Raw genomic sequence first — 24127 nt, forward strand, 5'->3', positions numbered from 1 at the left:
TGTTTCTCTAAGGGTTTTTGGTTTTTAGTGTTTAGTTGTTGGTAAGGCTGCTTCTAACAACTAAACACCAACAACTAACTACTTTATTATTGCTGGCTCACGGCTTCAATCACCGCTTTGCCATCTGGCTTTACCCAGGCGATTTGGGCAATACGGCGACCATACGCATAGGCATGCGTTTCGGCGGGTGTGCGTGTGCCCAGGTCTAGTTCAACTCTAGCTGTGGTGTCATGGCGTAGCGTTTGGGCATAAGCAAGAGCAGCCGTGTATGCTTGTGGGCTTTCGGGCACAACCAGCCAATGGCTACCGGGAGTTTGGTGGGGTAGTTGGCCCGTTGGCAGCAAGACTTGATGGAGAGGCTCGATCTGAAGGGCAAAACCAATGCCAGGATACGTTTGCCTTTCAGGATGGTACAACCCTAAAAGCTGGTCGTAGCGTCCACCTTGACCGAGCACATACTGTCCCGCCTCGCTAGTGTTGACCACTTCAAAGACCACGCCTGTGTAGTAGTCGAGTGTACGGATCAGGCTGAGGTCGAGGATGAGAGGGTGGGGCGTGGGGCATGGGGCGTGGGGCGTGGGCTGGGAGGTCGGAGGATCGCTCTCTTGCAGCAGGTCGATGAGCGATTTCAAGTTATTCACAGCGTCCTGTTGAGAGGCATCTAGCTTCAGGGTTGCAAGGCGCTGCAAGACATCGGCGGGACGACCACGCAGGTCCAGCAGCAAGAGTGCGCGTTCGCGTAACTCTGCAGACATGGGGAGCGCTTCTAGCGTCATCCGATCGAGTCTCGCCAGCGCTTGTCGTACTTTGTCTCGCAAGGGCAGGGGGAAGACCGAAAGGAGCGATCGCGTGAGTCCTGCTTCACCAAGAACGACTGACCACTGATGTAAGCCCAGACTGCGCAGGCAATCGAGCAAGAGCAGCAACACTTCAGCATCGGCTAGCAGACCACCTGCACCAACCAGCTCCACGCCTGCTTGATAAAACTCTTGCTGGCGACTGTAACTGCCTTCCTGCGCTCGTTGAAACACATTGGCGTTGTAATACAGGCGCAATGGATGGGTCGCACCGGCCATACGAGTCACAGCCGTGCGCGCGATCGAAGCCGTCAGCTCAGGACGCAACCCCAACTGCTCATCGTCTGAATCATGAAGCTGGATAACGGTCGATCGCTGAATCGCCCCGCCTGCCATCAGCGTCTCTAGCCGCTCCAGCGTTGAGGTAATGATTCGGTGATAGCCCCAACGATGAAACATTTGCTGAAGGCGATCTTCGATCCAGCGCTTTTGAGCCACATCCAGGGGCAGCAAATCTCTGGCTCCCGCTGGTGGTTGATACACCATTATTTTTTCTTCCCGCCAAACAAACCGAATAAACCACCACCCGCTTTATCGTCTGGTTTCTTTTCGGAAGTGCCTTTGGACGGTGCGGGCTTCCCTCCCCCCCCGGAAATCTTGTTAGCAACCTTTTGCACTTGCTCCAGGCGTTGTCTACCTTCGTGCGCCATAGTGTCTTGTGGGTTAAGCTGCAACGCTTTGTTAAAGTGAATTTTTGCCATTGTCCCCTGATTTTGCTTCAGGTAGATCATACCCATCAAACTGTGGCAACGACTGTTGCTGGGATCAGCCTGTAGCCCTTCGCGTAGCTCCAAGGTTGCCTGGGCAAAATTATTTTTCGCAATGTAGGCCTCGGCGCGACGGTAATATTGGTCCGCTGGCGATTCACGCGGTGGCGGTGGATTGGGCGCATTAATCGGTACTTCACGCGATGGTGTGGTTGGAGTCGGCGTCTTTTTCTCAAGGGGCTTGAATTCACCCTTGGCCTCTTTCCGCATCAGGTAAACCAGATTAAGTTCGCTCAGTTGAGCCGTTAATTCGAGCATCTGGTCTAACTGCTCGTACTGTTTTGTCGCCAAATCTTTGAGCGCTGTGGTGTAGAAATGGTCAGGATTAGCCGCCGCCGCAAGCTGTTTTGCCAGATTGCTGAGCACGAGATCGCCCTGTTGCCGCAGTCCTTGCTGACCTTTCAGTTTCAGCACAATCATATACTCACTGCGATCGCGCTCCTGCGATAACCGTTCCCAAGCCGGATTCACCAGCTTTGACAACAGGTCACTGGCACGTTGTCGAGCCTCTTCCGTTTCTGAGGCACCGCTATCGGGGTGGAGTAGACGAGCAATTTTAAGGTACCGCTTACGGATGTCCTTAATTTCGGCATCCACTGGTACTCCCAAGATGGCGTGATGATCGGTGAAATCTAAAAGAAACAGTCCGCGCTCGATTTGGAAAGACATGGTGCAATCCGTTTGTCTACCGTGGAAATTCCTTCTAGTGTAATACCGACTGAGCAAGCTGCACGCTAGCGTAGTCTACCAAACTTTCAGAAAATAAATGCTTTTTGCCCTTTGAACGCCTCAAAAAAGCGATCGGCCATAGGCAGGGATAGCCCTACTCCCTACTCCCTACTCTCCACTCCCCACGTCCCTAACGGCGGTACCTCTTGCAACGCCTGACTTAAGCTAGGGTGCAGTTGACCGTTCGTTGCCAAAATCCGCCCAGTGTTAATGTCCATTGGGCTCCGATCGTAAGCCGTCACCAGCCCTCCCGCTTCCTCAACCAGCACAATACCAGCAGCAATATCCCAGGGCGATAGTCCTCGCTCCCAATAGCCATCCAGGCGACCAGAAGCAACATAGGCCAGATCTAAGGCAGCAGAACCACCACGCCGTACACCCTGAGTCAGATGGGTGAGGTAACAGAACTCGGCATAGTTGTTGTCTGTTGTTTGGCGACGATCGTACGCGAAACCGGTGACCAGTAGACTCTTTTCCAGAGCGGCTGTCTTAGAAACCCGAATCGGACGGCGATTGCACGTTGCACCTAAGCCCTTAGCCGCACGGAACAATTCCTGCCGAGAGGGATCAAAGATTGCGCCCACTTGAGGCACTCCATTGATTAGCAAACCGACTGAAACGGCTGAGACGGGATATTGGTGTGCATAGTTGGTTGTTCCATCCAGCGGGTCGATCGCCCATAGATAAGCGCTTTCCTGATTGCCTAACTTGCCGGATTCTTCAGCCAGAATGCTGTGCTCTGGCACATGACGGCGCAAAACCTCTAGGATCGCTGCCTCTGCGGCCTTATCTGCCTCTGTCACCAGATCGCCGGGGCGTCCCTTTTCTTCGATCGCGTGCAGGTTTCCCCAGTAAGCCTGCAAAAGAGCACCCGCGGCCATTGCCGCTTCTGTAGCCACGTCAAGAAAAATTTGGAGTTGATTCACGTCAGAAATCATAAGATTAAAGATGAGGAATGGAGCCTTCTAGCGAACGCCCCGTAGGGACAGGTCCAACAACAAGATTAACGGCTAGATGTAAAGACTCTGGTAAAGTCTGCCCCAACCAACGACTTTTTTTAAGGGAAAATCCTCAAGCTCCAGCTAGAGGGTAATGATTGGGCGTCAGCGACTACTCCCCACGCCCCACTCTCTCCTGCCGCCGCTGACTACGAAACTCTGCCGGACTTACCCGCAGTGGTTGAGCAGGGTTCCAAACCCCTAGCCCTAAGACTCTTGCGTACTCTTGGGCGTGGAGTAGCCGTTGATCATACTTGCTATTGGGCAGATGGGGGGTGACGATCGCGTAGCCTTTGGCAACCATCATTTCATTCAGCAGGACGCCATTCTGCCAGACGTAAGCCAGCCGCCGCCCGATCGCATCTCGTGGTTCTGCATCCGTTTCTAGCAGCACCGTCTGGTTGCGAAGCTGCTGCTCTAACTGTGCTTTTGCGGCTTCACCCCAGGGTTGCTGCCTAACATCGGGTACATCGATCCCTTCTAGCCTGATACGCTCGGTCACGTCTGGCGCTGCCGTAGTACCTTCCACTTCAAACTCACGCCCACTCATAATGCCCTTGACTGCAACTGTGAGCCCTTGAGACGGCACCATAGACTGGCAGGCTGTGAGCAACATAAAGAGAGCCACGCTGAGTAAGAACAGTTTCAGCGGCTTCCCTGCAATCCAGTTTGAATGTTTCATTTTGAGCAGCGATGTCCTAATCTTCGTCGAGTGGCAAGCCTGCTTTTATTTTGCCCTTGCCGAAGTAGCGACCAAACTGCAGCTCGTAGACTTCATCTTCATCCTGGGTTTCCACTTCCAGATCAGACCGGGCATAGCTAACGCACAGCAGTGCGTACCCTTGTTCCTGCAATTTGGGTGACAAGCCCATTGCTTCGGGCTGAAAGAGCTCTCCTGAAAGAACGCGAACAGCACAGGTCGTACAGGCTCCGTTGCGACAGGCGAAGGGTAACGCAACCCCCTGGGCTTCAGCTGTATGTAAGATGTAGCGATCGTCGGGAACTTCGACCGTGTAACGTTGGTTGGTGCGGCGATCGTGAATGCGAACAGTGTAAAAATGCGGCATGAATTCAGAGTAGGCTTTATGAGCAAACGGACAGTGTAGACATGAGATTCTAACCCTGAGCTTAGCTAAGACCATTCACTCGTGATGCGAATGATTGGTTGCTGAGAGTCTTTGGTCTAAAGTCTACCTGTTTCTGCTAGGATAATTATCCTGTGACTGTTAACGCAGCACGGTCTTGTGGAGAGATGGCCGAGTGGTTGAAGGCGCAGCACTGGAAATGCTGTTTAGGGGTAACTTTAACGAGGGTTCGAATCCCTCTCTCTCCGTTTAAGGCGATTTTCGGCAAAGATTTTACCCTTCGACTCCGCTCAGGGTGCAAGCTGGCTGAGCGGAGTCGTTGGCGTAGCCTGCCCGTAGGGCATAGACAGCGGGTAGTTTGTTTACTAGAAATCTTCTTAAAGCCTTGCCAATGATCCAGCGTTACTCGCTTCTGGGAAAGCAATACTGAGTTTTGCTTAAGCGTTACAGGCGTTTGCTCAACTATCACTCGTGTTTAAGCAAGTACGCTTCGATCGCCTCCCAGTACTCGTTGCTTTGTGCGCGGGTTACAGCGGTTTGCAGCTAAATGAAGTATATACCCAAACCTGAAAGCCTTATTCATAATCCTCTTAACATCTGCCTTCTGCCTTCTGCTCCTGCATTTAGAACGGGGAACAGCCAGGAATAACCAAGTTTTGTTGCAGTTCTTTCTCACTACAGAGGAAATCTCTTAGTAATGAGAGTAGTCCTCCTTTGCCCCTGAGGGCGTCTGAACCATGCCTGTACCGCTGAAGTCTGTTGGTCTGGCGCTGAGTTGGTTACTTACCCTTGGTGTGCCGTTCGCCCTTCCGCTTGTCGGCTCCAGCATTGCTGTTGCCCAGGCACCCACAAACCAGGAGCGGAAAGCAGAAGCAGATCGACTGTTGAAACTGGGAACTGAGCAATTCAACACCAGTCAATTTGAAACGGCGTTGCAGACCTGGCAACAAGCCCTCAAACTCTATCAAGAACTCAAAGACCGCCGCGGGGAAGGAAATGCACTGGGAAATCTGGGCAATGCTTACTATTCTCTCGGCAACTATCCCAAAGCAATCGAGTACCAAGAACAAAGTTTGGCGATCGCCCGTGCAATCAAAGACCGACTTGGGGAAGGACAATCGCTGGGGAGTCTGGGCAGTGCTTACTACTCTCTCAGCAACGATGCCAAAGCAATCGCGTACTATCAGCAGTGGTTAGCGATCGCCCGGGAAATCAAAGACCGTAAGGGTGAAGGCAGCGCTCTCAACAATATTGGCAGCACGTTAGCCAAACAGCAGCAGCCAGAGTTAGCCATTGTCTTTTATAAACAATCCGTCAACGTCCGTGAGGGCATCCGGCAGGACATTCGCACGCTCGATCGCAGCCTCCAGGAGTCCTACACCCAATCCGTTGCAGGCACCTATCGCCAACTCGCCGATTTGCTGATCGCCCAGGGTCGCATTGGTGAGGCGCAGCAAGTGCTGGAACGGTTAAAGCTCCAGGAACTGAACGACTTCACCAAAGGCACCCGTTCCTCCACAACGATCCCCGACGTTAGCTTTAACGCCGCTGAGACTCAGATCAAAGGCAAGCACACTAGCCTGATTGCCTTTGGCGGCAAGTTCTACGACTGCGAACAACAACGCTGCCCGCAATACAGCGAACTCAAAACTCAATACCAGGGCTTATCCAAAGAATTCCAGGCTTTTGTCGAACAAATCAAACAACAACTGCGCGACGGCAGACTGACGCAAGTCGATCAATCCACTCAGGACTTTCAAGCCAGCGCCGAGCGCGTCGTCACCGCTCACCCCCATTCCATCCTGATTTATCCCCTCGTTCTCGACGATAAAGCCCGCCTTCTCTGGGATCCAAAGGCGGCGTGCTCAGCAAAGCCGCTGTTTGCGCTTTGGGTGCGAAAGCCCTCTATAACAAAGTCTCTCAATTCCAAGCCCTCGTCAGCAAACGGGGCGACGAAACCCAACTCAAAGCAGTCGGCAAAGACCTCTACGACTGTCTGATCAAACCTCTGGAAAGCGAACTCAGCGCCAACCAGATCAAGCACCTGATCTTTGTGCCCGATCGCGCCACCAATTACATTCCCATGGGTGCCTTATTCGATGGCAAGCAATACCTGATCCAACGGTTCGCGGTTTCCAACATCCTCTCTGCTGGCTTGACCGACACCGACGATCGGCTGCAATCCCCACAGAACACGCCTATCCTCGCCCTGGGTCTAACTCAGGCTAAGGGAAATTTTGGTGCCCTGCCCAACGTCAAAGCAGAATTGGCTGCGATCGTGAAACAAGCGAAGGGTACTGGCATCTATCCCGGCGATGAGTACCTCGACCAGGCGTTCACGAAAGCAGCTCTGGAAGACAACATTCGCGGTCACAGCATTATCCACATTGCTACCCACGGCGAATTCAAACCCGCCAATCCCCGCGACTCCTACTTTCTGTTGGGCACAGGCATCCCTTATCTGATTAAGGATGTGCAAACCCTCCGCGACCTCAAAACCGTCCATCTCGTGGTGCTCTCCGCCTGCGAAACGGGTTTGGGCGGTGCCGATGGCTTAGGGCTAGAAGTGTCGGGCATCAGCTCGTTTTTTATGGGCGATCGCGATCGGGCAAAAGCCGTGCTGGCATCCCTCTGGCAGGTCAACGACAACAGCACGGCTCAATTGATGCAGCAGTTCTATCAAAACCTGGCAAAAGGCACCATGACCAAAGCCGAAGCCCTGCGGCAGGCGCAACTGAGCCTGATGGGAGGCAGCGGTGCAACAGCCTCAACGCGCGGTGACAGCTTCAAATTGCCTTCTACCGCTGGATCGAAACCCGCGATCGTCCACAACTACAGCCATCCCTACTACTGGGCACCCTTTATTCTCATTGGCAATGGCTTGTAGCAGGCAATCACTCACCCGCGTCAGCATGGCATCAACCCGGAGACTGGTATGAAACGACGACAGTGGTTGCAGATGAGTGGCGGGGCGATCGCGACGCTGGGGATGAACCAGCTTGATCTAGAGCACAAAGCCCTCCGCTATGCCGGGGTACTGGCTCAGGGCACTGGTCGTAAACGCGCTTTGCTGGTGGGCATCAACAAATACACAGGCACCAGTAAGGGCGAGTGGCTCCCGCTGCAAGGGGCGGTGAACGATGTGGAGCTGCAACGCGAGTTGTTGTCGCTGCGCTTCGGGTTTAAGGACATTCAAGTGCTGACGGATGAAAAGGTAACCCGTGCAAATATTGTGGACACCTTTAACCACTTTTTGATTCAGGGCGCAAAGCCCGGAGATGTGGTGGTCTTTCACTTCTCCGGGCATGGCTCCAATGTGAATGATCCGGACAAGGTGCATGACGACGGATTGACAGGCACGATCGTGCCCTATGACCACGAACTCCCCTTTGGCTATCCTAATACTGGTGGCGTTGTCAATGACATTACTGCTGGGACGCTCTTTTTGTTAATGGCTGCCCTGAAGCAAAAAGATGTGACCAACGTAACGGTGGTACTGGATAGCTGCTATGCCGGGGCAGGGGTGCGAGGGAATTTGATTGTGCGATCGCGTCCCGGTGAATTTGAACTACGTGGGAATGGACGGACTTCTAAGCTAGAAATGAATCCGCGCGAACGGGACGAGCAGCAACGCTGGTTGAAAGCACTCAATCTGCCTAAGGACGACTGGATCAAGCTCCGTCGTGGCCAAATTGCTAACGGGGTTGCCTTACTGGCGGCAGCGCGCAATCAACAGGCGGTGGATGCGGTTTTTGCCAAAGACATCCATGCAGGCGTGTTTACTCAGGCACTGACCCGCTATCTCTGGCAGCAGACCGAAGCCCAGACGTTGAATATTGTGATGACTGCGGCACAGTCGAAAACAGAGAAGTTTTTGAAAACAGTGCCCAATGCCCGCACCCAAACGCCTTTTTCGGAAGTGGCACCCGGAACCAGGAACGACCAGAAAAGCATCTATTTCTCGCCCTTTCAAACTAACGGGTCAGCGGATGCTGTCATTAAACAGGTAAGGGGGAATCAGGTCAAAGTTCTGCTGACCGTTGATCCAGGCAGCGTAGAAGCATTGGGTCGGGGTGCCCAGTTAAAGCTGGTCGATGACACGGGAGCCGAGACTGGGATTCTGCACATTGAGTCGCGCAACCAACTGGAGGCACAAGGGACGCTGCAACGCACGGGCAACGCGAAGCTTCACCCCGGCGCGGACTTGCAGGAGCAGATTCGCGCCATTCCCAAAGACATCACGTTGCGGATTGGACTCGATCGCTCCCTGGCACCCGATATCGAGACGGCTAAACAACTGCTACAAGCGATGCCCCGTATCGAAGCCCTTCCGCTGTTGCAGCAAGAAGTGCACTATATCCTGGGACGCAAGGATGGTCAGGTCGGATTGTTTTCGCCTGGTTTCGATCCGTTACCAGACTCGCCTGGGGAGGTTGGAGAGACTGTAACAGCCGCCATCAAGCGACTGCAAGCCCAGTTCAGTTTGCTTCTTGCGGCACGCATCCTGAAGCTGATGCTAAATACCCAGTCTTCGCGCTTGAAGGTGAGTGCAGCAATGCGTGTGGCAAACTCCAAGGAAATCCTGGCGCAATCCTTCACGGTGCGGGGCGGTGGCAAACCAATGCAAACCATCCAAAGTCTACCAGCAACGCCTGTGCAACCCCTCTCGCGGCTGAAGGTGGGACAGACGTTTCAGTTGGTGGTGCAAAACCAGGAAGCACAGCTGCTCTATATCGGGGTGGTGTTTGTCAATCCTGATGGCACGGTGCTGCTCTATCCCACCGAGCAACAATTAGCCGCCAATCAAGAAATGGTCATTCCTGCTCAAGATGGGATTGAGCTACAGCCGCCGTTGGGCGTGGCAGAGGTGCTGATCATTGCCAGTGCGGTGTCGCTGGAGAGGGCGTTGAGTGCGCTGAGTGCTATTCGCCAACAGCAGCAGGCGACACAGCGAGGACAGGCCACGATCGACGCTGTAGGGCAATTGCTGGATGACCTGGATGCAGGCACTCGCGGCAGTAAGCGACCCGCTTCCGATGTGCGGTTAGTGGATACCCGCCAAATGGCAGCACTGTCGATCGCCTTTGAGATTGTGGCTTGAAATTGTGACCTAACGACCTGCACCCAAAATCTGCTCTGCGGTTAGCTCTAAGTCTGAAAAAGCAGAGGACACGACGACTTCGCTGACCTGATAGGCACGGTCTTCGTATAAGCCATCAACCCATTCCAGTACGGTGACTTTTTGCGCGATCGGGTCTACGATCCAATACTCTGGAATGTGCCGTCCAGCGTATTCGGTGCGTTTGTAGCGATAGTCGCGGTTCTCTTGTTGCGGACTTACCACTTCCACCACCAGCAAGGGTGGTGGCATCTCGTGGGTAATTAAGGATTGCTTCGCTCCGTCTAAAGCAATGGCAGCTTCTTCTGATAGCACCATGAAGTCGGGTTCGCGAGCCGTTGCTCGTTTCCCACCCACCGCAATTTGGGCACCGATTCTCAAATGGTAGTAGGGAATGCCTAGCTGCAGGAACGTGGCAAACAGAAAGGATGCGATCTGGTTGTTCAGGTCACTTTCAGGAGGCATAGCAATCAGAATTCCATCATCTAGCTCGTAGCGGGTGTCGGTGCCATCGTCGTAGTTGAGGTAGTCTTCAAAGGTCATGGGTTTGGTGGCGATCGCCATTGCGTTCCCCTCCTGCTGGATGCTTGACTCTCTCATGATATTGCCTCCAGGATGGGTGGTGCGATGATTGGCAAGCGTGATCGCGGTTGAGCGTGTAGAGAAAGCTTCACAGCGAACCATGAGAGTGCCAAGGATGGCATAGCTACATTGCTTGGTGTCGAGGAGCATCATGACTCAAACGGATTCGGTTCGGAGTCAAAGTGAGCCTCGCCACGTGAGTTTTGGACAGCCTCCAAACAATCTTGGAGATCGTTACCTGACCAGGTGCCAATTGTTTTCAGATGGGACAGGAAGGCTTGAGCCGATGGGATGGAGGAATCTGTGTGCAACGATCGCACAAAGTCCAGCACTGCGCCCAGTCGATCGCTGGGTAAGGCGGCAATTTCGGCAAGCAGTTGGGCTTTGAGTTGCAGCGGGTCTGCTTGGGTCTGGCTCATGGGATTTCCGCTCAGAGAGTATGACTGGTGTAAGACGCTCAGCCTGGAGTCTCGCAGCAGCCGTCGATCGCCATTGCGTTCCCCTCCTGCTGGATGCGTTTCTCTCTCATGATATGGCTTCCAGGATGGGCGGTGCGATCGCCCGCGATGGCGTACAGGTAGCGCTGGCAGACACCCCAGAAGCAGACGGAGCCATGCTGCAAACCATCAGCGAACTGGATCAACAGTTGAGAGCACAGGCAAGCGCGATCGCCCCCTTCACCCAGTCAACCGATTGGCGCTCCAGTTTCAGCCCCAAGGAAACCGCCTGGTGGTGGTTTTTGGCAGCACCTAAAACAGGATGGGCAACAATGGACTGGCTCTGGAGCGTGGCTGCCATCACCTTTCTCACCATTTCTCTGGGACTGGTGGGTGACATTTCTACTCGTTTCCTCAAAGGCGGCCCCGATACCGCAGGCGCGATCGCCGTCAGTGTGCAAAGCATCTTGACGCTCTTAACAGCGGGTGGCGCACTCACCAAGGCTGGACAGACCGCAGGCAAGCAAACGCTCAAAGCCGTCAAAGTGCCAGAGCCTTACTGGCAGGAGTTAGGCGCTGGGTTTGCCTTTCTGTTGCTCTTAGGGCTATTTGGTCTGCGACAGTCCTTGCCTCAGATCTCCATCTGGTACACCGATCGGGGACTGGAAAACTACCACAAAGGCGATTGGGGCAGTGCCGAAGCCCACTTGAAACGGGCACTCGAACTGAATGCTGACAACACCACGGCTCACTTCTGGCTAGGCCGACTCTACGAAGACCTGCAAAGGCCCGATGAGGCCCGCAAGCAGTATCAGTATGCGATCGCTGCTAAGCCCGATGCCGTCAATAACCTGGCACGGCTCAGTATCCTCAAACAGGACTACTCAACCGCCATTTCACTCCTGCAAAAAACCCTCTCTGATGAGCAAACGTCACTAACCCCCGAAACAAAATTTGCCTTGATGAAAAACATGGGCTGGGCACGGTTGAAGCAGAAAAATTTCATCGATGCCGAAACCTGGTTAGGGGATGCGCTGCAACTGGGGCAAGCCAGCAAACTACCCAACGAAAAAATCGCTGCTGCTCATTGTCTAAGGGCACAAGTGATCGAAGCGGAGGGCAATTCCAAAAAGCCATTACCCGCTCAGAAAAAAGCCCTGCCTGATTGGAAATTCTGCGCCCAGTACGGCACTGCCACTGTCCCCGAAGAAGACGAGTGGATGACCACTGCCCAACAACGCCTGACCAGGCTGGAGGCTCCCCGGTGAAACTCAATCGGTTTCAACAGAGCCGTCGATCGCTCACCATCCTGAGTCTGATGGTCATGGTGATGGCGATCGTCCTCCTGATCGTGCCGCTCACCCTCGCCCAATCTGCCCCAGCCAATCTCCCTCGTTCTGCCAGGATTCAACTCATTACTGGACAAGGCAAAGTGCGCGTTCAACGGGTCAATCCTCCCCAGACTCTGTTCGCTCGTCAGGGCACCGAAATCAATCGAGGCGATTTGATTTCCCCAGACAGCGGTGTGCAGGTCAGCATTCTTTGTCCCAACGGATTGCAGCGATCGGTGAAAGGAGTCACTGGCTTGGGTAAAGTTTGCCCCGTCTGGAAAACCGACGCGTCCAGAGGAAACCAGGATGCCGATACAGCTGGTGGACTGGATCACTCGATTCCCTATCTGATCACACCACGGCATACTCTGTTACTCAGCGCCAAGCCCCGATTGCAATGGAACCCGGTTCCCGGTGCCAGCCAGTATACGGTTGAGGTTATCGGTCCCAACGGCACACAATGGGCAACGCAAACAAAAGACACTCAAATCACCTATGCGGGCAAACCGCTCGAACCTGGTGTTGCCTACTCGCTGGTAGTCACAAGCGACAGTGGACGTTCGTCTCAGGCAGACAAAACACCCGACGGCACCCCGGTCAAAGCGCTCGACTTTAGACTGTTGCGTCCAGCCGAAGCCACTGCTGTCCAGGCAATCACGTCCAAACTGCTGCAACCTAACCCCAACGATGAGGCAACTGTCCTCATGCTGGCTTCCTACTACGGAGACTACAGTTTGCCCTCAGAAGCGATCGCGGCTTATGGCTTGTCCCAGGACACCGATCAAACCTATAGCCTCAGCGCTGACGCGATCGAAACGCTACAGGCTCAGCTTAAGCAAGGCAAGCAGTCTCCCCTTTTGTCTCGCACTCTGGGAGACCTTTACTGGCAAACAGGCTTGCTGCGGTTGGCAGGGGAAGCTTATACAAAGGCGATCGCTCAGGTACAAACGCCAGAGGATCTCGAAGAGTGGACGCTGGCTTACTATGGCTTAGGCAAAGTCTCCGTAACGCTTGGCGAACCACAGCAGACGCTGCAATGCCTCACTCAAGCCAGAATGGGTTTCCTCTTCCTGGGAAACCCGGCGAAAGCGAAGGCATTACAGCGTCAGATCGAGCAACTGAAGCCAGCAGCAGGTCATTCACTCAACCGATAAAAGCTCACAGCAATTGAAAATCACTGACAGTCCGTGAAAGCTGCGATCGTGAGATCGAACCGATTAAGGTCACTCCAACCACTCTCTTTGTTTATAGAACGTTTCAAAGGCTTGCCATGAAAGCTTTCACCCTCTTTCAGCTTGATCTTACCCGCGCCTGGTAAGCAGCGGAAAGACGACATTTAATCTGTCTTACCCCGATCTCCAAGCCTTTCAGAAAGCGACACTTAATCCGTCACTTTTTCAAAAGACGACATCTAATCTGTCATTTTTGCCGACTGTCTTACAGCCTCTTTTAGCCCTCACAATCTCTCGAACGCCCTGATATAACGAGAGAATAGCTTGATGACAACAATTTGTCTCGACGACATTTAATTAGTCACTTTACATGTATCTTTAGACAGGCTGTTGATCACTTGAGTGAGCTTTCCCCTAACCCTGTGACGGCGGCTTTCAAAGGCACAACTGCATCAAAAGTGAGCTCCCTGAGAGCAAGTACTGGCAGGCTCCATCCAGAAAGATTCCAGAAAGTCCCTAGAAGCAACCGTTTTTTGAGTCTAGCGCTAGCGCAAATGTTCGCGCCAGCAGTGCAGGTGAGGGTAGAGAGACTGGTAGCGTTCCCAAGCGTCTGAGAGCCTGACATCCAGCGATCGAGGTGAGGTGGGGTGAGCCGCGATCGCGACTGGAGGCACATCATTGGCATCAGCGTAAACGCCGCTACCAATCCCAGCGAGAAGAGCAGCACCCCGCGCCGATGCTGCTGCTACCGTGACGCTGTAGAGTGGCAACTGCAGTACATCAGCCAGCAATTGTCTCCAGGCGGGTTCTAACGTGCCACCCCCTGCTAACTGTAAGGTTGTCGCATTAACGCCTGTGGCCGCGATCGCAGCCAGCCCCTGCTTCAGCGAAAACGCAACCCCTTCCAGGGCTGACCGCATGAGGTGTGATCGTCCGTGATGCAAGCCCAAACCTACCCAGGCACCCCGCGCAATCGGGTCAAGGTGGGGCGTTCGTTCGCCTGTAAGATAAGGCAAAAAGGTGAGTCCCTCGCAGCCTGGAGCAACGCTGAAAGCGTCGGCATACACCTGCTGCCAGCTAAAGCCAAAAAGGTTGCGAACCCAATCCAAAGCCAGTCCAGCATTTTGCATGGCGGCAAGGGTGTACCACTGGTTTGGCAGCGCAGCGTGATAGAGATGTGTGCGACGGTGCGGATCGGCGATCGGCTGCGATCGTGGCGTAACAATTTGAGCTCCAGAGCCAACCGTTAGCTGCATCGTTCCAGGTGACAGCAAGCCACTGCCCAACATTGCGGCTGCGGTATCAGCAGCACCTGTGATGACAGGCAGACCAGGTGGCAAACCCAGATTTTTAGCCGCCGCGACGGTTAAAGCGCCTGCAATGCTGGTGGATGGCACAAGAGTTGGTAGCCAATCAGCACGAAGATGTAGTGCGTCTAAAACCTCGATCGCCCACTCATCCGCGAGCAGATCGTACAGCAAGGTTCCTGATGCATCCGAGGGCTCAGTGGCGACCGTTCCAGTGAGCCGAAAACGTAACCAGTCTTTGGGTTGCAGGGCCCAACGAGCGGTGGTGTAAACGGCTGGTTCATGCAACTGTAACCAGAGCAACGTTGCACCTGCCATCCCTGTTGTGATTGGGTTCGCAAGCAGTTGTAGCAAGTTAGGAGCCAGCGTCCGATACCGCTCTAAGACCTGGCTCGATCGCGTATCCGCCCAGAGGATGGCAGGACGCAACGGTTCACCCTTCGCGTCGGCTAGCACCACGCCATGCATTTGACCCGATAGCCCGATCGCCTGCACATGATCGCCCTGACCCTGCATGACGGTTCTGACAACGATCGCCACTGCTTCCCACCACTCAGCTGGGTGAATCTCTGCCCATCCTGGTTGTGGCGATCGCACGGTGTAGGCATGGGATGCTTCCGCAATCACGGTGCCATCGATCGCCAGCAGCAGCGCTTTCACCGACCCCGTCCCTAGATCAATACCAAGCAACATAGACAGGCACTAAGTGCTTAGTAAAAATAACTGCATACTTCTGGCTCACCCATCAACGATCAGCTTTTCGCTGACCGCTGACTGCTGACCACTACAGCCATCGCATCATTTCCTTTACATCTTTACAGCCGCTAAGCACTTTGAAACACTTCATTCGAGAACATTTCTGTGAGGGCACCTAAATAGGGTAAAAAGATTGCCACATCATTGGGCGAAAGCCGATCGTGCATTTCCCAGCCGATCGCTTGAAGCATCTCCTGTACTAGCCGCCAGCTGACTTTCAAACGAGGATACAGCATGGCGCAGAGGGGAAATAACTCACGCTGCACAGATTCGATGCTATCTTCCAACACACACAGACAGAGATACACCTGAAACATCTCTACATCACGAATGCTAGAGGTTCTCACTTGTGGAGCGCTAAGCGAACCGCTGTAGGTCTCGTAGCTGGGAGATTGACGACAAATTTGCTTACAAACTTCCTGAGCAATCCGGGTGCTAATGGGTAACAAGTGCTGCACTCCCCGTAAAGCTGGAGACGTTTGTGAATGATTGCCTGCGGCTTCATAGGCAGCTCGAAGCGGCATGTACAGGTGGTCATCCATGACTTTGAAGTAGGGCTCCAACAGCAAGCGTTCGGCTGATGAAAGGCTCTCGAGTAGCGTCTGTCCCGTGTAGTGAAACTGCATACTTACGAAGCCGATCGCCCGTGGATCGTCTGCCGTATACTTTTGCCGAACTCGCCCAAACTCATTACCGACCAGCACCGAGAGGCGACGAGGCGTGACGCGATCGCCATAAGCAGCCAGCGCTTTCTCAAACAACGCATGTGAGTCAGCAGCAATTTGCCAGGGATTAATCACGTTCAAATCAATCCCGTGACGACGAACTTCTTCAGCCAGGAGATTTTCAGTCAAGGACCACGCCTGGGCACTGGCCAACTTGAGACTTTGCTTGAGGTGCTTGGCTGTACGAAGGCGCCCTTCTTGGGATGTAATCTCTGCTAAGTCAGCACTTTTCCGTAGTCTTTCTGCCGCATCACGGGTTGTCACAGAGATAATGTAGTTCTTGGCCCAAAGAGCTGCCAAAGACGAAATTTTCGTTGAAGAAATCTTTCCAATTTTTGATTCTGTAATGGAGCTTTTAAGATCAATAGGGTGAGCTTGCGCCGAAGTCGATGCAACCGGAGAAGCCATTTTTTTATCTAAACTCATCACTTTAAATCAGCCAATCAGGACAGAGAGGACACACCGATCGGACTCTACTCTGGGGCTTAGTCGAGTCCTGCTTGAAATTGGGATTAGTATGATGTAGATAGCTATCAGAAAACAACAGCTTAGTTACGATTGTTTACTTCTACTTAATGACTAATTAATTTTACTTGCGTAGAAATACTTGAGCACTTGCTACGAATAGTTGCATCTGTACTTAAAAGCAGCGATCCTCTTACACAAGTTGCTACAAAAGTATTGTTTGGAAGGAACATGGAATTCTTTAATCACTAAATTTCAAGCTTAAATTTCGATGAAAGCCTGACCATGCCAACTAATCAAAGAGCTCAATTTTTAGCATGGCTAGGCTTCTTTGTGATATTCGTTTTGTCAATGGGCGCTTTGTCAATCGGCATTTTGTCAACAGTGGCTGTGGCTGTGCCTCTTGACGCTAGTAGAGACGTTGCAGCTGTCGCGTTCAATCTGCGGCTGCAGCAGCGAGAAGCCTCTGCATTCGTGCTCCGCAAGCTGGCGCAAGCAGATGTCGTTTATTTGGGTGAGACCCACGATCGCCCTGCCGATCATCAGGCTCAGCTTGAAATTATCCAGGCCTTGCAGCAACTGCGACCAGAACTGGCAATCGGCATGGAAATGTTTCAGCGCCCTTACCAGTCGGTCTTGAATCGCTATTTGGCAGGTGCATTAACGGAAGCGGAACTGCAGACCCAGAGTCAATACCAGAACCGCTGGGGCTACCCCTGGGACTTTTACGCCCCCATTCTCCGCTTCGCCCAAAGCCATCAGCTGCCCGTAATAGCGCTCAACACGCCTACAGAAATTACTCGTAAAACCGCTCGCACGGGGCTAAAGAGTCTGACGCTGACCGAACGGCGTTTTATTCCGCCCCCATCAGCAGTTGTGCTCGGCCCACAGGTTTACCGCGATCGCCTCCAAAAAATCTATGGTGCTCATGATGGAAGCGCTAGTTTGGAACAGTTCTTTCAGGCACAGGTGCTTTGGGATGAGACGATGGCCGAACGCATTGCTCAAACGCTGCAACAACAGCCGAAAAGACTCGTGGTTGTTCTGGTAGGGCAGGGGCATCTTCTTTACGGAGACGGGATTCCCGCACGAGTGGCTCGACGAGTGCAAGCAACGCGATCGCGAGCACCGTTCACCCAAATCTCGCTCCTGTTCAATGTAGAGGCACCAGAGATTCGGCGCGATCGTCAGATCGCTGATTACATTTGGTCGTCGCAGGCAATTCCTGCAGCACCATAATTACAGTAGCTATAGCCCACGCGCAGCCCCAGACGATGCTAACCAAAGCCCTTGAGCCAGCTTTCACACACTGCCGAAATCGCATCTACAATAGACTTGCACTTCCCGGCCTCATGGTAGTACGATGGGAGACTGTGTTAATTAAACCGACCGATGCCAAAGCTAAAAACTCGTAAAGCCGCCGCAAAACGCCTGAGAGCCAGCGGCACTGGGAAGGTCATGCGCCGCAAATCGTTCAGAAGTCACCTTCTTGAGCACAAGAGCGCTTCTCGTAAGCGACGGCTTGCAGGGGTGGCAGTTGTGAATGAACGCGATGAGGCGAATGTTCGCCTGATGCTTCCATATCTATAAAGTTATGAGTTCAAAACTTTGAGTGTTGAGTGATTCATTCAACCCAAAACTCAAAATTCAAAACTCACCAAGCAGTGTTTAGAACTTCAAGGAATTTGTAACGATGACACGGGTAAAGCGCGGCAATGTCGCTCGCAAGCGCCGCAAAAAGATTCTGAAGCTGGCGAAAGGGTTCCGGGGGTCTCACTCTCGCCTTTTCCGCACAGCCAACCAGCAGGTCATGAAGGCATTGCGGAATGCCTATCGCGATCGTCGCAAACGGAAGCGTGATTTCCGTCGCCTTTGGATTACGCGCATTAACGCGGCTGCGCGTCAGCATGGTCTGAGCTACAGCCAGTTTATGGGCAGCTTGAAAAAGGCTGACATTCAGATCAATCGCAAAATGCTGTCACAAATGGCGATTCTTGACCCGGCTGGCTTCAGCAAGGTCTTAGAAGTGATGAGCCAAACAGTGAAAAAAGCAGCTTGATGCTAAGTTTTGCCGCTTGGTATGGCAATGAAGCTGTCTGCGCTAATTAGTGGTGTTTTAGGGTTTAGCTTTGTGGGGGCACTTTTTCCAGTGCTCTCATTTTGTGCTGCAGCGGATCTGCAGACGATTCAACAGCGTGGGCGCCTCATTGTTGCCGTCAAGGCCGATCTTCGTCCGCTCGGTTTTCGGGAAAACAACAGTCAACTTAAAGGGCTAGAAATTGACATTGCGCAACGGCTGGCGCAGGATTTGCTGGGGCGCAAGGATGCTCTTGAACTGCAGGCTGTCAACAATTCCGATCGCCTTGCTGCTGTGTTAGAAGGTAAAGCAGATATTGCGATCGCCCATGTTACTGGCACGTCCGTGCGATCGCGCCTGGTGAGCTTCAGCGTCCCCTATTACCTGGATGGCACTGCCCTGGTGACTCGTGACTCTTCTGTGCAGCGCATGGCTGATGTGGGTAAACGGACGATCGCGGTGCTAGATGGTTCTAGCACCATTGCGACTCTGCGCTATCGATTGCCCGAAGCCAACCTCATCAGCGTGCCCTCTTACCAGGCGGCCCATGCTTTGCTGGAGAAAAATGAAGTGATTGCCTTTGCTGCGGATGCTAGTGTCCTAACTGGATGGGTGCAGGAGTTTCCGTCTTACCGCTTGCTGACCCCCACTCTCTCCGCAGAACCGCTTTGTATTGTCATGCCAAAAGGTCTCCAGTACGAGGACCTCCGCTCACAAATCAACCAAATCATTTCCCGCTGGATCGCCGAAGGTTGGCTGCAAGAGCGGGCCAAGTACTGGGGGTTGCCTTAGGATCGTGGATCAAATAAAATCGACACATTGTTTGCAGGTAGGGGCGCACGGCCGCCCCTGCGGGAAATGCCGGAGTGATTAAATTCGTGTTCCTTAATGAAGAAGAGGCTATAAGGATAAGGGTTAAGGGGTATCGCGCTGCTGATCTGTAAGGTCAGCCATAGCCACTGTTTTGTAGCCTTTCTTTTCTCCCACCTTTTTACGGTAAAGTTGACGTGACGGCAATTTCGACAGTTACTACGAACGAACGCGTAGCTGGATGAAATTGCGCTAAAGATAATTTTGGGAGCTGAGAAAGTGGAACCGCCTGCTTGGGGAACGTTCCTTTCTACCTTCTTACAATGAATTGGAGCTACCTACTTAACATCTGAATATGGACACATCATTCCCGATCGTTTACGTTTCCTTATTACTGGTGCTGCTGTCACTGGCTAGTTGGGCAGTTTTGCGCCAAATTTTAAAGACGCGTAAGGTAGAACTCGCGCTTGCTAAACTGCAGTCGAAGCTTTCTAAAGAAGCAGGAATCGCTCAAGAATATTACGAACTCGGCAGCATCTATTTGGATAAGAAAATTTATTCTCAAGCCATCATGCTGTTTCAGAAGGCGTTGAAAGCAGACAATCTAGAAGAAACAGAAAGTCCACCCATTTACAACGCTTTGGGTTTTGCCTACTTTTCCCAAGAACAGTATGACCTGGCGATCCGTCAGTACAAAGACGCACTCAAAATTGAGCCGAACTATGTCACAGCGCTCAACAATCTGGGTCACGCTTACGAGCGCAAGCAGTTAGCCGCTCAAGCATTAGAGGCGTATGAACAGGTTCTGGACGTTGAACCGAAAAACGCTACTGCCAGCCGTCGGGCCGAATCGCTACGCAAGCGTTTTGTGCCATCTACCTAGACAGCATCAGAAACCGGGTTTCTTTACGAGCAAGAGGCTGCTAATCATGCTGATTGACGTCCAGAAACCAGGTTTCTCTAGAGGTTTTAAGCCCTCGTGCAATCTGTAAACACCAGATTCTTTTATGGGCTGTTAGCTGAGAATTTCCGTCGTCTACAGTTCCCGTACTTTGGATGTTCTAGACTGAGAGATGGTTACTGAATCGGAAAAGGAACTGGGCAATGCGACTGTCTCAAATGCTGTTTGTGACGCTTCGAGAAGATCCGGCAGAGGCGGAAATTCCCAGCCATAAGCTGCTGTTGCGGGCGGGCTACATTCGGCGGATTGCGGGTGGTGTGTACGCTTACTTGCCCTTGATGTGGCGGGTTTTGCAGAAAGTATCGCAGATTGTACGCGAAGAAATGGCGGCGGCAGGGGCGCAAGAATGCCTGTTGCCTCAGCTCCAGCCTGCCGAACTATGGCGCGAATCAGGACGCTGGGATACCTACACGAAAGCTGAAGGCATCATGTTTTCGCTCGTCGATCGCCAGCAGCGCGAGATGGGCTTAGGGCCTACGCACGAAGAAGTGATTACCGCGATCGCTCGTGACATGGTGCGCTCCTACCGTCAGTTGCCTGTTACCCTTTACCAGATTCAGACGAAGTTTCGTGACGAAATCCGTCCCCGTTTTGGTCTGATGCGCGGGCGAGAATTCATCATGAAAGATGCCTATTCGTTTGACGCCGACGAAGCGGGACTCAAGCAGAACTACGCCAAAATGCACACGGCCTATTGCAATATCCTGAACCGCTGCGGGTTGGCGTTTCGGGCAGTGGATGCTGATTCGGGCGCGATCGGCGGTTCTGGCTCCCAGGAATTTATGGTGCTGGCCGACGCTGGCGAAGATGAAGTACTCTACACCGAGGATGGTAAGTACTCTGCCAACGTGGAAAAAGCGGTTTCGCTTCCCCCTGCTGCAGAGGCTTCTCCTTTCAAGACTTACGAGAAGCTAGAAACTCCTGGTACAGAGACGATCGCCAGACTTAGTCAGTTGCTCAAGTGCTCTCCCACTGCGATCGTTAAAAACGTCCTTTATCAGGCAGTGTTTGACAGCGGCAGAGTGGTGCTCGTGCTTATTAGCCTTCGAGGCGACCAGGAAGTCAACGATGTGAAGCTGCAAAACGAATTGACCAAGCTAGCAGACCAATACGGTGGTAAGACCGTTCTATCGCTGACCGTGCCGGATGCAGAGGCGCAGGCAAAGTGGGCAACGAAGCCGCTACCGTTGGGTTACATCGCTCCTAATTTGGACGATGCTTATATCAAAGCGCCCAAGCCGATGCCTGCTGGTCAAGTAGCCGTTAACCCTGTCACTCCAAAATTCTTGCGCTTAGTGGATCAGACGGTTGTTGACCTGGCGCACTTTATTACAGGCTCCAATGAATCTGGCTATCACGTCGTAGGTGCCAACTGGGGCAAAGAGTTTGAGTTGCCCAAGCTTGTGGTAGATGTGCGGAAGGCGATCGCGGGCGATCGGGCGCTCCACGATGCCACCCAAACGCTGCAAACCGCCAGAGGCATTGAGATTGGGCACATCTTCCAGTTGGGTACGAAGTATTCTGAAGCGCTGGGAGCCACCTATACCAATGAACAGGGTGAAGAAAAGCCTCTGGTGATGGGCTGCTACGGCGTTGGGGTCTCCCGTTTGGCGCAAGCTGCGGTCGAGCAATCCTACGACAAAGATGGCATTGTGTGGACAACCGCGATCGCCCCCTATCAGGCAATTGTCGTCATTCCTGATATTGCGAAAGCGGATCAGGTAAAGGCAGCCGAGGCACTTTACGACGAGCTTAGTCAGGCAGGGATTGAAACCTTGCTGGACGATCGCAACGAGCGGGCAGGCGTGAAGTTTAAAGACGCTGATCTGATTGGCATCCCCTACCGCATTGTGACCGGACGATCGCTCCAGCAAGGTAAGGTTGAAGTCGTCAAGCGTGCTACCAAAGAGGCTCAGGAAGTGCTGGTTGAAGACGTTGTGCCAATGTTGAAACAGTGGCTTGCGGAGAAGGATTAAGTCTTGGAATTTCTCACAATCTTTCTTTCTAGCTTGATCACGCTGATTGCTCCAGCAGGTTTTGTAGTCGATCGCGTGGCCCAAGATACAATTCGCAAGCAATTCAAATCCGTCGAACAACTGGAAGTCCGCATCGATAATGCACCCAGCTACCAGATTGTGCAGGGTAAAGCCGATCGAGTACGCATTGCCGGCCGCGGACTGTTTCTTGCTGAAGACATTCGACTGGATACGCTGGAGCTAGAAACTGATCCCATTCAACTGGATGCCCGCCGCCTGCAACGTGGGAAAACACGCCTGGAAAAACCGCTCCGAGCCGGAGTGCGGTTAGTCATTACCCAAGCGGATATGAATCGAGCCTTGCGATCGCCCACTGTGCTCAAACGCCTTACCTCCCTGGGCTTCAGCGCAGTGGGGAAACGAGACACAAACCGACGTGCGCAGCAGTATACCGTACTCAATCCTCGGATTGTCTTGCTCGCCAATCAGCGTCTTCAGATGCAGGCTGAGCTGCAGGAGACGGGTGATCCCGCTACGCTCAAAATTTTGGCGGAGTCAGGCATCGAAGTCATCGCAGGGCGGCAGCTGAGGCTTGTCAACCCGTTGGTGAGATTGGATGATGAAGCCGTGCCAGAGCAGGTGGTGCGATCGATCGCTCAGGGTATCAGCGAACAGTCCGACTTGCGGCAGCTAGAGAAAACTGGAACAACGGCAAGGATTTTGCAATTGCAGTTAACGCCCAAGCAAATTAATGTCGCCGCGTTCGTCGAGATCAGTCCAAAACAGCCGCGTTAGCGTGCAGATGCCATTCACAGGTAACTTTTATTTGCTTTATCCTGACTCCCAACCCGTTACTTTAAAGCAATATTCCCGTGTTTCTGGAGTAGCGCTGAGTAGACTGTAGTTACTTAGGAAGCCTCCACATAGCTTGCTACTTGCAAGGAGAAGAGATTATGGAAGACCAACGATCGCGCCGTCAGATCCCGCTAGGGATCATGGCAGGGTTGTCAGCTCTAGTGCTTGCTACAGGCAGCGCTGTAGGCTGGTGGAGTTGGCAAGCTTCACATAAAACTCCCAGCGCAGTAGAGCATTCTCAAGGCTCGTCAGAACAGCAAAAAGTGCCGCCGATCGCCTCTGCTCCAACGGCTACGCAAAAACCACCGACCAGCGCCGCTCCAGCATCACAGTCCAAAACGCTTCAGGTCTACTGGCTTAAGGCGTCGGGTAGCGCGATCGCTCTTAGCCCTAGTCCCGCAACAATCAGCACCAAGGATCAACAAACCCCAACGGTGTCAGCCGCGATCGAGGCATTGCTTGCAGGTCCCAGCAACACTGCCGTGACGACTACGATCCCTAGTGACACAAAGCTGCGCAGCCTCACCGTTAAGGACGATGGCATCTATATTGACCTATCGCAAGTCTTCACACAGGGCGGCGGCAGCACCTCCATGACTGCCAGATTGGGACAAGTGCTTTACACTGCGACCAGCCTGAACCCAACCGCGAAGGTTTGGCTATCGGTTGAAGGTAAACCGCTGGAAACCTTGGGCGGTGAAGGGTTAATGGTTGACCAACCGCTCACTCGTGAGGGCTTTAAGCGCGATTTTCCACTTTGAGAAGAAGCGTGCAGCTGGGTTAACTCGACAAGCGTCATGCTAATGATTGAGAGCGTAAGCAACCCCAAAATTAAGGCCGGCATACCTAGCGTATACCGGCCTTGCTTTATGAAAAAGATCACCTAATAAAAGCGGGTGATTTATTAAAAAGAGTAAATGGTTCTCATCTGTAGCACGTTAACCGTTCTCACAGCAGCGATCGCTACTGGTTAGAACATTGCTGCCAGACCAACCACTCCTAAACCTGCTAAGACCGCGACAGCAGCCATTGCAAAGGATTGACCTAAATGCTTTTTGGGAGGTTGCATGGTTAAAATCCGGTTAATTTGAATGCTTTAGAGCATATCAGTCGGACTT

General features: G+C 52.9%; 22 protein-coding genes and 1 tRNA gene. 14 read left to right on the forward strand and 9 right to left on the reverse strand.

Annotation, left to right across the window (positions count from 1 at the left end):
- Nucleotides 1–86 precede the first annotated feature (86 nt).
- The 5 genes from C7B82_RS00860 to C7B82_RS00880 form a co-directional block, all read right to left on the reverse strand.
- Nucleotides 87–1343, reverse strand: coding sequence for an ATP phosphoribosyltransferase regulatory subunit (locus C7B82_RS00860; RefSeq protein WP_106254428.1), 1257 nt, complete (start codon nt 1341–1343; stop codon nt 87–89).
- Nucleotides 1343–2293, reverse strand: coding sequence for a J domain-containing protein (locus C7B82_RS00865; protein WP_106254429.1), 951 nt, complete (start codon nt 2291–2293; stop codon nt 1343–1345). The genes C7B82_RS00860 and C7B82_RS00865 overlap by 1 nt, the downstream gene beginning before the upstream one ends.
- A 161-nt stretch (nt 2294–2454) precedes the next feature.
- A complete protein-coding gene (locus tag C7B82_RS00870) occupies nt 2455–3291 on the reverse strand; it encodes an inositol monophosphatase family protein (protein WP_181357292.1) in 837 nt (278 codons plus the stop codon).
- A 172-nt stretch (nt 3292–3463) separates the two neighbouring features.
- On the reverse strand, nt 3464–4033 hold the full coding sequence (locus C7B82_RS00875; RefSeq protein WP_181357293.1) for a thermonuclease family protein: 570 nt from the start codon (nt 4031–4033) through the stop codon (nt 3464–3466).
- 16 nt (nt 4034–4049) lie between these two features.
- A complete protein-coding gene (locus tag C7B82_RS00880; RefSeq protein WP_106254430.1) occupies nt 4050–4418 on the reverse strand; it encodes a 2Fe-2S iron-sulfur cluster-binding protein in 369 nt (122 codons plus the stop codon).
- A 179-nt stretch (nt 4419–4597) separates the two neighbouring features.
- Between C7B82_RS00880 and C7B82_RS00885 the strand changes: the two genes are divergently transcribed.
- The 4 genes from C7B82_RS00885 (at nt 4598) to C7B82_RS00900 (ending at nt 9537) form a co-directional block, all read left to right on the forward strand.
- A tRNA-Ser gene (locus tag C7B82_RS00885) sits at nt 4598–4684 on the forward strand.
- Between the two features lie 489 nt (nt 4685–5173).
- The gene (locus tag C7B82_RS00890) at nt 5174–6436 is read left to right on the forward strand and encodes a tetratricopeptide repeat protein (RefSeq protein WP_106254431.1); all 1263 of its coding nucleotides are present in this window, start codon (nt 5174–5176) and stop codon (nt 6434–6436) included.
- On the forward strand, nt 6325–7323 hold the full coding sequence (locus tag C7B82_RS00895) for a CHAT domain-containing protein (RefSeq protein ID WP_181357294.1): 999 nt from the start codon (nt 6325–6327) through the stop codon (nt 7321–7323). The genes C7B82_RS00890 and C7B82_RS00895 overlap by 112 nt, the downstream gene beginning before the upstream one ends.
- A 48-nt stretch (nt 7324–7371) precedes the next feature.
- Nucleotides 7372–9537: a caspase family protein gene (locus C7B82_RS00900; RefSeq protein ID WP_106254433.1), complete on the forward strand. Its 2166-nt coding sequence runs from the start codon at nt 7372–7374 to the stop codon at nt 9535–9537.
- A gap of 9 nt (nt 9538–9546) precedes the next feature.
- Here the strand turns inward: C7B82_RS00900 and C7B82_RS00905 are convergent, their stop codons facing one another.
- Entirely contained in the window at nt 9547–10239 is a 693-nt protein-coding gene (locus C7B82_RS00905) for a Uma2 family endonuclease (protein WP_339375090.1), read from the reverse strand.
- A 47-nt stretch (nt 10240–10286) separates the two neighbouring features.
- Nucleotides 10287–10556 carry a hypothetical protein gene (locus C7B82_RS00910; protein ID WP_219903858.1) on the reverse strand — a complete coding sequence of 90 codons (270 nt, stop codon included), beginning with the start codon at nt 10554–10556 and terminating at the stop codon, nt 10287–10289.
- 20 nt (nt 10557–10576) lie between these two features.
- Here C7B82_RS00910 and C7B82_RS00915 point away from each other — a divergent pair, with 20 nt between their 5' ends.
- Nucleotides 10577–11842, forward strand: coding sequence for a tetratricopeptide repeat protein (locus C7B82_RS00915; protein ID WP_106254434.1), 1266 nt, complete (start codon nt 10577–10579; stop codon nt 11840–11842).
- Complete coding sequence (locus tag C7B82_RS00920; protein WP_106254435.1) at nt 11839–13059, forward strand: hypothetical protein; 1221 nt, start codon at nt 11839–11841, stop codon at nt 13057–13059. Before C7B82_RS00915 ends, C7B82_RS00920 begins: the two co-directional genes overlap by 4 nt.
- 563 nt (nt 13060–13622) lie before the next feature.
- Here the strand turns inward: C7B82_RS00920 and xylB are convergent.
- Complete coding sequence (gene xylB / locus C7B82_RS00925) at nt 13623–15077, reverse strand: xylulokinase (RefSeq protein ID WP_106254436.1); 1455 nt, start codon at nt 15075–15077, stop codon at nt 13623–13625.
- Nucleotides 15078–15208: 131 nt separating this feature from the next.
- The gene (locus C7B82_RS00930; RefSeq protein ID WP_245939669.1) at nt 15209–15994 is read right to left on the reverse strand and encodes a hypothetical protein; all 786 of its coding nucleotides are present in this window, start codon (nt 15992–15994) and stop codon (nt 15209–15211) included.
- 687 nt (nt 15995–16681) lie between these two features.
- On the opposite strand from C7B82_RS00930, the gene C7B82_RS00935 reads away from it, so the two are divergent.
- The 8 genes from C7B82_RS00935 to C7B82_RS00970 all read left to right on the forward strand — a co-directional run bounded on the left by C7B82_RS00935 (nt 16682) and on the right by C7B82_RS00970 (nt 23770).
- Nucleotides 16682–17569 (forward strand): ChaN family lipoprotein, encoded by an 888-nt coding sequence (locus C7B82_RS00935; protein ID WP_106254455.1) that lies wholly within the window; start codon nt 16682–16684, stop codon nt 17567–17569.
- Between the two features lie 153 nt (nt 17570–17722).
- Entirely contained in the window at nt 17723–17920 is a 198-nt protein-coding gene (gene rpmI / locus C7B82_RS00940; RefSeq protein ID WP_106254437.1) for a 50S ribosomal protein L35, read from the forward strand.
- A gap of 103 nt (nt 17921–18023) precedes the next feature.
- Complete coding sequence (rplT, locus tag C7B82_RS00945) at nt 18024–18389, forward strand: 50S ribosomal protein L20 (RefSeq protein ID WP_106254438.1); 366 nt, start codon at nt 18024–18026, stop codon at nt 18387–18389.
- A 21-nt stretch (nt 18390–18410) separates the two neighbouring features.
- Nucleotides 18411–19199 (forward strand): transporter substrate-binding domain-containing protein, encoded by a 789-nt coding sequence (locus tag C7B82_RS00950; RefSeq protein ID WP_106254439.1) that lies wholly within the window; start codon nt 18411–18413, stop codon nt 19197–19199.
- Between the two features lie 373 nt (nt 19200–19572).
- Entirely contained in the window at nt 19573–20100 is a 528-nt protein-coding gene (locus C7B82_RS00955; protein ID WP_106254440.1) for a tetratricopeptide repeat protein, read from the forward strand.
- A gap of 221 nt (nt 20101–20321) precedes the next feature.
- The gene (locus C7B82_RS00960; RefSeq protein WP_106254441.1) at nt 20322–22154 is read left to right on the forward strand and encodes a proline--tRNA ligase; all 1833 of its coding nucleotides are present in this window, start codon (nt 20322–20324) and stop codon (nt 22152–22154) included.
- Between the two features lie 3 nt (nt 22155–22157).
- A complete protein-coding gene (locus tag C7B82_RS00965; protein ID WP_106254442.1) occupies nt 22158–22949 on the forward strand; it encodes an LmeA family phospholipid-binding protein in 792 nt (263 codons plus the stop codon).
- Between the two features lie 158 nt (nt 22950–23107).
- Entirely contained in the window at nt 23108–23770 is a 663-nt protein-coding gene (locus C7B82_RS00970) for a GerMN domain-containing protein (protein WP_106254443.1), read from the forward strand.
- Nucleotides 23771–24127: the final 357 nt, after the last annotated feature.

Origin of the sequence: Stenomitos frigidus ULC18 (assembly GCF_003003795.1) — a bacterium.
In the GTDB taxonomy this organism is placed as follows: Bacteria; Cyanobacteriota; Cyanobacteriia; order Leptolyngbyales; family Leptolyngbyaceae; genus Stenomitos; species Stenomitos frigidus_A.

Bases quoted from the DNA above. Each gene is read 5' to 3' on its own strand.
- rplT (WP_106254438.1), top strand. From the start codon at position 18,024: ATGACACGGGTAAAGCGCGGCAATGTCGCTCGCAAGCGCCGCAAAAAG.
- xylB (WP_106254436.1), bottom strand. From the start codon at position 15,077: ATGTTGCTTGGTATTGATCTAGGGACGGGGTCGGTGAAAGCGCTGCTG.
- C7B82_RS00950 (WP_106254439.1), top strand. From the start codon at position 18,411: ATGGCAATGAAGCTGTCTGCGCTAATTAGTGGTGTTTTAGGGTTTAGC.
- C7B82_RS00860 (WP_106254428.1), bottom strand. From the start codon at position 1,343: ATGGTGTATCAACCACCAGCGGGAGCCAGAGATTTGCTGCCCCTGGAT.
- C7B82_RS00875 (WP_181357293.1), bottom strand. From the start codon at position 4,033: ATGAAACATTCAAACTGGATTGCAGGGAAGCCGCTGAAACTGTTCTTA.
- C7B82_RS00900 (WP_106254433.1), top strand. From the start codon at position 7,372: ATGAAACGACGACAGTGGTTGCAGATGAGTGGCGGGGCGATCGCGACG.
- C7B82_RS00870 (WP_181357292.1), bottom strand. From the start codon at position 3,291: ATGATTTCTGACGTGAATCAACTCCAAATTTTTCTTGACGTGGCTACA.
- C7B82_RS00910 (WP_219903858.1), bottom strand. From the start codon at position 10,556: ATGAGCCAGACCCAAGCAGACCCGCTGCAACTCAAAGCCCAACTGCTT.
- C7B82_RS00955 (WP_106254440.1), top strand. From the start codon at position 19,573: ATGGACACATCATTCCCGATCGTTTACGTTTCCTTATTACTGGTGCTG.
- C7B82_RS00890 (WP_106254431.1), top strand. From the start codon at position 5,174: ATGCCTGTACCGCTGAAGTCTGTTGGTCTGGCGCTGAGTTGGTTACTT.
- C7B82_RS00970 (WP_106254443.1), top strand. From the start codon at position 23,108: ATGGAAGACCAACGATCGCGCCGTCAGATCCCGCTAGGGATCATGGCA.
- C7B82_RS00880 (WP_106254430.1), bottom strand. From the start codon at position 4,418: ATGCCGCATTTTTACACTGTTCGCATTCACGATCGCCGCACCAACCAA.
- rpmI (WP_106254437.1), top strand. From the start codon at position 17,723: ATGCCAAAGCTAAAAACTCGTAAAGCCGCCGCAAAACGCCTGAGAGCC.
- C7B82_RS00915 (WP_106254434.1), top strand. From the start codon at position 10,577: ATGACTGGTGTAAGACGCTCAGCCTGGAGTCTCGCAGCAGCCGTCGAT.
- C7B82_RS00865 (WP_106254429.1), bottom strand. From the start codon at position 2,293: ATGTCTTTCCAAATCGAGCGCGGACTGTTTCTTTTAGATTTCACCGAT.
- C7B82_RS00905 (WP_339375090.1), bottom strand. From the start codon at position 10,239: ATGGTTCGCTGTGAAGCTTTCTCTACACGCTCAACCGCGATCACGCTT.
- C7B82_RS00935 (WP_106254455.1), top strand. From the start codon at position 16,682: ATGGGCGCTTTGTCAATCGGCATTTTGTCAACAGTGGCTGTGGCTGTG.
- C7B82_RS00960 (WP_106254441.1), top strand. From the start codon at position 20,322: ATGCGACTGTCTCAAATGCTGTTTGTGACGCTTCGAGAAGATCCGGCA.